This is a genomic window from Geomonas sp. (assembly GCF_035254065.1).
GTDB lineage: Bacteria > Desulfobacterota > Desulfuromonadia > Geobacterales > Geobacteraceae > Geomonas.
The window spans coordinates 1-9,163 of the sequence record NZ_DATFBA010000015.1; the positions used below are offsets into that span (position 1 = coordinate 1).

General features: G+C 63.7%; 7 protein-coding genes. 6 read left to right on the plus strand and 1 reads right to left on the minus strand.

All coding sequences use genetic code 11. The features are described from left to right. Nucleotides 1-142: 142 nt before the first annotated feature. Nucleotides 143-1,954, minus strand: coding sequence for a malto-oligosyltrehalose trehalohydrolase (gene treZ, locus VJ604_RS00760; RefSeq protein ID WP_324079475.1), 1,812 nt, complete (start codon nt 1,952-1,954; stop codon nt 143-145). 301 nt (nt 1,955-2,255) lie between these two features. Between treZ and VJ604_RS00765 the strand changes: the two genes are divergently transcribed. The 6 genes from VJ604_RS00765 to VJ604_RS00790 all read left to right on the plus strand — a co-directional run. Next, on the plus strand, nt 2,256-3,377 hold the full coding sequence (locus VJ604_RS00765) for an NAD-dependent epimerase/dehydratase family protein (protein ID WP_324079476.1): 1,122 nt from the start codon (nt 2,256-2,258) through the stop codon (nt 3,375-3,377). Next, on the plus strand, nt 3,374-5,437 hold the full coding sequence (locus VJ604_RS00770) for an NAD-dependent epimerase/dehydratase family protein (RefSeq protein WP_324079477.1): 2,064 nt from the start codon (nt 3,374-3,376) through the stop codon (nt 5,435-5,437). The genes VJ604_RS00765 and VJ604_RS00770 overlap by 4 nt, the downstream gene beginning before the upstream one ends. A gap of 2 nt (nt 5,438-5,439) precedes the next feature. Then, complete coding sequence (locus VJ604_RS00775) at nt 5,440-6,405, plus strand: MDR/zinc-dependent alcohol dehydrogenase-like family protein (RefSeq protein WP_324079478.1); 966 nt, start codon at nt 5,440-5,442, stop codon at nt 6,403-6,405. Nucleotides 6,406-6,460: 55 nt separating this feature from the next. After that, entirely contained in the window at nt 6,461-7,462 is a 1,002-nt protein-coding gene (locus VJ604_RS00780) for a Gfo/Idh/MocA family protein (protein WP_324079479.1), read from the plus strand. A gap of 10 nt (nt 7,463-7,472) precedes the next feature. After that, on the plus strand, nt 7,473-8,630 hold the full coding sequence (locus tag VJ604_RS00785) for a glycosyltransferase family 4 protein (RefSeq protein ID WP_324079480.1): 1,158 nt from the start codon (nt 7,473-7,475) through the stop codon (nt 8,628-8,630). A 23-nt stretch (nt 8,631-8,653) separates the two neighbouring features. Continuing rightward, nucleotides 8,654-9,163, plus strand: a 510-nt coding sequence (locus VJ604_RS00790) for a CgeB family protein (protein WP_518517896.1), incomplete at its 3' end; no start/stop codon positions are given.

Below are 9,163 nucleotides of genomic sequence, written 5' to 3' on the forward strand. Positions count from 1 at the left end.
AAACTGGCGCAGGTGCGCACAGACCTCGCCGCCCTCAAGGCAAGCTACAGGCAGAAGCAGGCGGAAATCTCACTCGCCCGCACCAAGCATGCATTCGCGCTGAAGGAACAGCGACGGCAGGCTGACCTGGCTGCGCGCAACTTCATCTCGCCGGCCAGGCTCGACGAGGCCAGGGAAAACGCGGACATTGCTGCGCAACACACCAGAAGCATCCCTCAGGCGGCGCGAGCAGGGGTTCCGGCACCGGTGCCATGTGCAGCTCCCTGCCGTAGTTTACCACCAACAGCCGCTGCTCTTCCCCCAGGCAGTACCGCACCAGCAGGCTGGTGGGTCCCAGCACCGCGCCGTCGATCCAGCAATTGTAGGACTTCTTGATCACCGGGTCCTTCATGCGTAATTTGATCAGGTCGCGGAAAAGCGCGTACATCCTGCTGCCACTAGCTCGCTCGGAGAGGTTCAGCCGGGACTGCTCGAAGGTCGACTGGTCGTAAGGCTTATCGATGGTCTTGATGATCTCCGGCTTGTCGATGTTGGTGAACTGTTTGAGGTACTCGATCCTTCCCTGGTGGACCTGCTCGGAGATGTCCGTGCTGAGGTCGGCGAAGTACTGGAAGGGGGTGGAGGCTGAGAACTCCTGTCCCTGGAAAATAAGGGGGGTCTGCGGCGAGAGGAGCAGCAGTGCGGTCATGGCCCTGAGGGCGCCGGGGTTGGTCAGGTTGTGGATGCGGGTGCCCCAGGCGGAGTTGCCGATCTGGTCGTGGTTTTGGAGGTAGTGCACGAAGCGGTTGCGGCTGATGCCGATGGTGGGGCTGCCGCGGCGCTTCCCCTGCCAGTAATAGCGCTGTCCCTGGTAGAGGTAGCCCCACTTTACCGCCGACACCAGTTCCTGGGGGGAGCCGAAGTACTCCGAATAGTAGGCGTCATGGTAGCCGGTTAGGGCGACGTGGGCACTATGGTGGAAGTCATCGTTCCAGACCGCGTCCATGCCGAAGCCACCCTCTGTGGAGGGGAGCAGGCAGCGTCTGTCCTGCGGCTCGTTCTCGGCAAACATCAACACCTTCCTTTTGCCGGCCGCAAGGCGTGCGGCATCGGTGATGTCCCCCAGGATGTGCCGCGGCGAGCGGTCCTGAATCGAGTGGGTGGAATCGAAGCGCAGGGCGTCGATGTGGAACTCATCCATCCAGTAGCTGCCGTTGGCGGTAAAGAATTCCCGGACGGGCCCCGAATTCTTGCCGTCGAAGTTAATGGCCCGTCCCCAGCTGCTCTCCTCCTCGCTGTAGTAGTCGTGCGAGTACTTCTCCAGGTAGTTTCCCTCCGGGCCGAAGTGGTTGTAGACCACGTCCAGTATCACCCCGAGCCCGGTGGCGTGCGCCCGGTCCACGAAGCGGCGCATGTCGTCGGGATGGCCGTACAGTCTGGTGGGGGCGAAGTGGTTGACGCCGTCGTAGCCCCAGCCGAACTTGCCGGGGAAGTCGGCCACCGGCATCACCTCCACCAGGGTGACCCCCAGGTCGTGCAGGGCCCGAAACTGCTCCATGGCGGCCTGCCAGCTACCCTCCCTGGTGAAGCTGCCGATGTGGATCTCGTAGATGACATGCCCATCCAGCGGGATACCCTCCCATTTCTGGTCGCTCCATTCGAAATCGTGCGGGTCGATCACGCAGGACGGGCCGTGAGGCCCCTCCGGCTGGAAGCGCGAGGCGGGGTCCGGGTAGCTTTCACGGCCATTCAGACGGAAACGGTAGAGTGTGCCCGCCTGCGCGTAATCGGATCGGCCGGCGAAGTAGCCACCCTTCTCAGCCTTCAGTTCCAGGGTGGCCACCTCTGGGTGACCCTCCTCCTCCGCGAGCATGACCACCTCCACCTTCTTGGAGTTGGGCGCCCAGACCTGGAAATCCACACCCTCCTGCAGCAGTTCGGCACCGATCGGAAACTTCCTGGATGTTTTGGCCATTAGTGATGGTCTCCATGCCCCTGGATAAAATTAATACCGACTAAGGTAGCACACTTTCAGGTTTTGAAAACTCGTCCTCCGGTCGGCCCGACTTGCCGTGATGGCAGGCCCTGAAGGTGGTGACTCCCTTCTAGGTGCGGGTCCGCAGATGTGTGAGCCTGGGCAACGTTTCACATTATAAGTAAATATCAATTAAAATAATTTGACATACATGCTCATGCTGCTAATATTGAGAAAAATCTAATGTATCAAAAGTCCCACCTTGTTCATGAGACCCTAACATAGCGAACAGAGGGAGTTTATGACCGGGAGCGTTCTCATTACCGGAGGTGCGGGGTTCATCGGTTCCCATCTGGCGGATGAACTTCTCCGCCACGGCTATCGGGTGCGGGTGCTGGACAGTCTGATCCCGCAGGTGCATGGACCGGACGCGGTCAGGCCTGCCTACCTGCATCCTGATGTCGAGCTGGTCAAGGGGGACGTGCGGGACCCGGATGCCGTCAGGCGGGCCCTGGTAGGGACGCACGCGGTCTTCCATCTGGCCGCGATGGTGGGAGTCGGCCAGAGCATGTATGAGATTGAGCGATACACCTCGGTCAACAACACCGGCACCGCCGTCCTTCTCGAGGCGATGGTGCAGGCCGGCGGAGACCGCAAGCTGGTGGTGGCATCCAGCATGAGCATCTACGGGGAAGGACGTTACCTTGACGGTCAGGGGAGGGTGTACGACCAGGTGCAGCGCCCCTTGGAGCAGTTGAAGAGCGCGCGCTGGGAGCCCTGCGGCGCCGAGGGTGAGCCGTTATCGCCCATGCCCACGCCGGAGGAAAAGGTTCCCACGCTCGCATCGGTCTACGCCCTCTCGAAGTACGACCAGGAGCGGATGTCAATCATCGTGGGGAACAGCTACCGCATCCCGGTGGTGGCCCTGCGCTTCTTCAACGTGTACGGCACCCGCCAGGCGCTTTCCAACCCGTACACCGGGGTGCTGGCGATCTTCGCCTCGCGGCTTCTGAACGGCAACAGCCCGCGCATCTACGAGGACGGGCTGCAGCAGAGGGATTTCGTCAGTGTGCACGACGTAACGCGTGCCTGCCGGCTGGCGTTGGAGGTGGACCAGCAGCAGGCGCAGGTCTTCAATATCGGCAGCGGCGTGAAGGTCAACGTGCTGGAGGTGCTGCAGCAGCTCTGCCGTCAGCTCGGCTGCCCACAGATCACGCCGGAGATCACCGGAAGTTACCGCGCGGGGGACATCCGGCACTGCTTTGCCGATATCACCCTGGCCCGCGACGTCCTCGGCTACCAGCCGCGGGTCATATTCCAGGAGGGGCTGGCCGAGCTTGCGCAGTGGCTGGAAGGGCAGATCGCGGTGGACCGCGTGTCCGAGGCGCATGCCGAGCTGGCCGTGCGAGGGCTCACATTATGAAAGGGAGCGACGCCCAGAAGCTGCCGGGCCATTTCGGCATGGTGGAGTGGTTCCGTCCGGGTGAGCACGAACGGGTGGAGAGGGTGCTTTCGGACCTGCGGAAGATCGGGGCCAGCCGGCTGCGCACCGGCATCTCCTGGGCCGATTGGTATGCCGAGGGGGGAATCGACTGGTATCAGTGGCTGATCCCCAGGCTGGCGGGGGAGGTGGAGCTCCTTCCCTGCGTCCTCTATACGCCACCCTCCATAGGGATCGAGGCCAAGACCTCCTCCCCGCCCAAGGTTCCCAAGGATTACGCCGACTTCATCGATCTCTTTATCACCCGCTTCGGCGAGCATTTCGAGTACCTGGAACTCTGGAACGAGCCCAACAACCTGAGCGAGTGGGACTGGACGCTGGACCCACACTGGACTGGTTTCGGGGAGATGATTGGCTGTGCTGCCTATTGGGCGAAACAGCGGGGGAAGAAGACCGTATTGGGCGGGATGAGCCCGATCGACGGCCACTGGCTCTGCCGCATGTTCGAGCTGGGGGTGATGGATTACATCGACGTGGTCGGCATCCACGGCTTCCCGGATATCTTCGACTACACCTGGAAAGGGTGGCAGCGCAACATCGCCATGGTGAGGGAGTTGTTGGAGGAGCGCGGCAGCAAGGCCGAGATCTGGGTGACCGAGGCGGGCTTCTCGACGTGGCAGCACGACGAGTTCAAGCAGACCACCATGTTCCTGGAGTTCCTGGCGGCTCCGGCCGAGCGGATCTACTGGTATGGGGCCGACGATCTGGATCCCGGGCTGGCTGCGGTGGATCGCTTCCATCTCGATGAGCGGGAATACTACTTCGGTTTCCGAAGGGCGGACGGCTCTCCCAAGCTTCTCTACCGGCTGCTGGAGGAGGGGGGGGCGGCGGCTCTTGAACAGGTGGCAGCGGCGGCGGCTCCCCGGGAATCAGGGCATTTCGCCAATGCTGATGAGAAAGCCATCCTGGTCACCGGGGGGGCGGGGTTCATCGGCACCAACCTGGTCGCGCGGCTGGTCTCCGAGGGGCGGCGGGTAATGGTCTACGACAACCTCTCCCGGCCCGGTGCTGAGAGAAATCTCCTCTGGCTTAAGGAGCAGTTCGGGGACCGGCTGGACGTGAGGGTGGCGGACATTCGCAACTCATTCCTTCTGGAGCAGGCGGTGGCCGAGGCGAGTCACGTCTACCATTTCGCGGCCCAGGTGGCGGTTACCACCAGCGTGGAGAACCCGGCCGCGGATTTCGGCGTGAATGCGGCGGGTGCCTTCGCGCTCCTGGAGGCGATCCGCAAGGCGAAGGAACCTCCCTCGCTGCTGTTCACCTCCACCAACAAGGTCTACGGCGGGATTGAGGGATGCAGCATCCGGAAAAACGGCAGCCGGTATCAGCCGGTCGATCAGGCCCTGCGCGCGAACGGGCTGGGCGAAGCAACCCCACTCGACTTCCTGAGTCCCTATGGCTGCTCCAAGGGGTGTGCCGACCAGTACGTGCTGGACTACGCCCGCACCTATGGATTCAAATCGGTGGTCTTCAGGATGAGCTGCATCTACGGCCCGCACCAGTACGGCAACGAGGACCAGGGGTGGGTGGCACATTTCGCCATCCAGGCCCTGAAGAACAACCCCATCACCCTGTACGGTGACGGCTGCCAGGTCAGGGACCTCCTCTACGTGGAGGACCTGGTGGACGCTCTATGCCGGGCCCGGCAGCAGATCTCCAGCATCTCCGGTGAAGTCTTCAACATCGGCGGTGGCCCGGAGCGCACGGTCAGCCTGTTGGAACTGTTGGAGCTTTTGCGCGGGTTGAACGGCGGGATTCCTTCCATCTCCAAGGAAGGGTGGCGGACCGGAGACCAGAGGTACTACGTCTCCGACACCAGGAAGTTCGCCCAGGCGACCGGCTGGAGCGCGCGGCACAGCGTGGAGGAAGGGGTAAGCAAATTGTACGAGTGGTTGCGCGAGTCAAGCAAGAGCCCGGGGCGACCCGCCGCTGGCAGGGTCAGTGGGGAAATCTACAGCGTGCCGGGTGCGGAGGCTATCTAGAGATGAGCAATGTGATGCAGGCAGCGGTGATTACCGGTCCGGGGAAGGCGGGGGTGGTGGAGGTCCCCGTGCCGCGCGCGGGTGCCGGAGAGGTGGTGGTGAGACTGGAAGGATGCGGCGTCTGCGCCTCCAACCTGCCGCTTTGGCAGGGGAGGCCGTGGTTCAGCTATCCGGCTCTACCGGGTGCCCCCGGGCACGAGGGGTGGGGCAGGGTTAAAGAGGTGGGGAGCGGGGTGAGCGGCCTTTGCGAGGGGGACCGGGTTACCTTTCTCTCTTACAATGCCTATGCCGAGTACGACAAGGTCTCGGCCGACGCCCTCGTTAAGCTTCCCCGTTCGCTTGATGACGGTCCTTTCCCAGGCGAGCCGGTGGGGTGTGCCCTGAACGTTTTTCGGAGAAGCGATATCCAGCCGGGGCAGACGGTGGCGGTGATCGGCGCCGGATTCCTGGGAGCCATCGTCACCGCCATGGCCTGTGCGCGCGGCGCCAAGGTGGTTGCTATTTCCCGGCGCGCGTCGTCGCTGGAGATCGCCAGGAAGTATGGTGCGCTGGAGACCGTGCTGCTGGACGACCATCAGCGGGTGATGGAGCGCGTGCGCTCGATAGTGGGCGAGAAAGGGTGCGACCGGGTGGTGGAAGCGACCGGTTACCAGTGGCCGCTCGATCTGGCCGGCGAACTGGTTCGCGAGCGGGGGAAGCTGGTGATTGCCGGTTTCCACCAGGACGGCGCCCGGCAGGTGAACATCCAGCTTTGGAACTGGAAAGGGATCGACGTGGTGAACGCCCACGAGCGCGAGGCGAAGGTGTACCTGGAAGGGATCCGCAACGGGATCGCCGCCGTGGAGGCGGGGCTTTTTGCGGTCAGCGACCTGGTGACCCACCGTTACCACCTGGACGAGCTGGCGCAGGCCTACCAGGCCCTCGACGAGCGACCCGACGGCTTCATCAAAGGTGTCATTTTGCTTTAGTCGAACCTGTCTGACCTGTCTGACCTGTCTGACGTCCGACCGAGAGGAGCTTGCAATGAAGAAGAAAGCAGCACTGCCGCGGGTCGGCTTCCTGGGGACCGGCTGGATCGGCCGGCACCGGCTGGAGGCCATCCACCGGAGCAAGGAAGTCGAGGTGGCCGCCATCGCCGACTTGGTCGGCGAACACGCCCAGGAGGCAGCCAAACTCGTTCCCGGCGCGGCGGTCGCCGAATCCCTGGACGACCTCCTGCAGATGGAGCTCGACGCGCTTGTCATCGCCACTCCCAGCGCTGGACACTGCACGCAGGCGGTGCGCGCACTGGAACACGGCCTCGCCGTCTTCTGCCAGAAACCGCTGGGCCGCACCTCCCACGAGACCCGCAGGGTGGTCGATGCCGCCCGCGCCGCCGACCGCCTGCTCGGGGTCGACTTCTCCTACCGCTTCACCGATGGGATCCAGAAGGTGCACGGCCTGGTGACTTCCGGGGAACTCGGCCACGTCTACGCGGCCGACCTGGTCTTCCACAACGCCTACGGCCCGGACAAGCCCTGGTTCTACGACCCCGACCTCTCCGGTGGGGGCTGCCTGATCGACCTCGGCAGCCACCTGGTCGATCTCGCGCTCTGGTTCTTCGACTTCCCCGAACCGCGCAGCATCTCCAGCTCGATATACGCCGCGGGCGAACGTCTCAAGGGGGGATCCGACAAGGTCGAGGATTACGCGGAACTCTCCATCGTGCTGGAAACCGGCAGTGTGATCCGGGTCGCCTGTTCCTGGAACGTCTCCGCCGGCAGGGATGCGGTGATCGAATCCACCTTCTACGGGACCAAAGGTGGAGCCTGCTTCCGAAACGTGGACGGCTCCTTTTACGATTTCGTCGCCGAGCGCTTCCGGGGGACCACCCGTGAGACCATCGCGGTCCCGCCGGACGACTGGGGGGGGAGGGCGGCCGTCACCTGGGCCAAAAAACTGCGGCAGGAAGGCCCTCGCTTCGATCCCGCCGCCGAGAGGCTGGTCGAGGTGGCAACGGTCCTCGACACGGCGTACGGGCGATGAGGAGCATGTCATGATCCTCACCCATAACCAGGTCCATGATCACGCTGCGTTGCAGCCGCTGCCGCGCCGAATCCTGATGACCGCCGACCCGGTCGGCGGCGTCTGGACCTACGTGCTGGAACTCGCCCACGGCCTGGCCGAGCATGGGGTCGAGGTGGCCCTTGCCACCATGGGGCAACCTTTGACCGACCAGCAGCACAGGGAGGCTGCCGAAGAGCACAACGTAACCGTCTATGAAAGCACCTTCCGTCTGGAATGGATGGATGACCCCTGGGACGATATCGTCCAGAGCGGGGAGTGGCTCCTGTCGCTGGAAGAGCAGCTCCGTCCCGACCTGGTGCACCTGAACGGCTACGTGCACGCCTCGCTCCCCTGGCGAAGCCCCTGCCTGGTCGTCGCCCATTCCTGCATGCTCTCCTGGTGGGACGCTGTGCGCAGACAGGCCTTTCCCAAAGGGCTGGAGCCTTACCGCAGCTCGGTGACCAAGGGGCTTGCCGCCGCCAACCTGGTGGTGGCCCCCACCGCCGCCATGCTGGAGGCGATCGAGCGTTTTTACCTGCCTCTTCCCGGGGGCCGGGTGATCCACAATGCCCGCAGCCGCATCACCTTTTACCCGGGTGTGAAAAAGGATTTTATCCTCTCGGTCGGCCGCCTCTGGGACGACGCCAAGAATATCGCGGCCCTGGCGAGAACTGCGTACCGGCTACCCTGGCCCGTCTACGTGGCGGGGGAACAGAAACACCCCGGAGGCGGGACGGCCGCTTTCGACGGGATTAACCGGCTTGGATTCCTGAGCCCGTCCGAGCTCGTCCCCTGGTTCAGCGCCGCCGCCATCTACGCCCTGCCTGCCCGCTACGAGCCGTTCGGTCTCACCATCCTGGAAGCGGCTCTTTCCGGCTGCGCGCTGGTGCTGGGGGATATCCCGACCCTGCGGGAGCTCTGGGACGACGCCGCCATCTTCGTCGATTCCGAGGACGACGAGGCCCTGCTGCGAGAACTTCGCTCCCTCTGCGCCGACCACCGGCGGGTCGTCGAGTGGGGCGAGCGGGCACTGGTCCGCAGCCGCAGCTTCAACGCGGCCAAGATGACCGCCGCCTACCTCTCCGCCTACCGCGACCTCAACCCCGACCTGCTCGCCGAGCAGCGTTATCGGGCCTGCGAAGACTAGAAAGAGGGGAGAGCCACCACCAGATGCGTATCGTCATGTTCTATCACTCGATCGTTTCGGACTGGAATCACGGCAACGCGCACTTTCTGCGCGGCATCGTGACCGAACTGATCGAGAGAGGAAACCAGGTGAGCGTCTACGAGCCCCTTGGCGGCTGGAGCTACACCAACCTGGTCCGCGAACAGGGGATGGCGGCGGTGGAGCAGTTTCACAAGGTCTATCCCCGGCTGCACGGCATACCCTACCGGCTGGACGCTCTCGACCTCGACCAGGTGCTCTCCGGCGCCGACCTGGTGATCGTCCATGAATGGAACGAGCCCGAGCTGGTCAGCCGGCTGGGGGCGCACCGGAAACAGAACGACCGCTACCGACTCCTTTTTCATGACACCCATCACCGCTCGGTGACCAACGCCGCCGCCATGGACCAGTACGACCTCTCTGGCTTCGACGGGGTGCTGGCCTACGGCCGCCGGATCAAAGAGATCTACCTCGCCAACGGATGGGCCGACCGGGTCTGGCTTTGGCACGAGGCT

Bases quoted from the DNA above. Each gene is read 5' to 3' on its own strand.
- treZ (WP_324079475.1), bottom strand. From the start codon at position 1,954: ATGGCCAAAACATCCAGGAAGTTTCCGATCGGTGCCGAACTGCTGCAG.
- VJ604_RS00765 (WP_324079476.1), top strand. From the start codon at position 2,256: ATGACCGGGAGCGTTCTCATTACCGGAGGTGCGGGGTTCATCGGTTCC.
- VJ604_RS00770 (WP_324079477.1), top strand. From the start codon at position 3,374: ATGAAAGGGAGCGACGCCCAGAAGCTGCCGGGCCATTTCGGCATGGTG.
- VJ604_RS00775 (WP_324079478.1), top strand. From the start codon at position 5,440: ATGAGCAATGTGATGCAGGCAGCGGTGATTACCGGTCCGGGGAAGGCG.
- VJ604_RS00780 (WP_324079479.1), top strand. From the start codon at position 6,461: ATGAAGAAGAAAGCAGCACTGCCGCGGGTCGGCTTCCTGGGGACCGGC.
- VJ604_RS00785 (WP_324079480.1), top strand. From the start codon at position 7,473: ATGATCCTCACCCATAACCAGGTCCATGATCACGCTGCGTTGCAGCCG.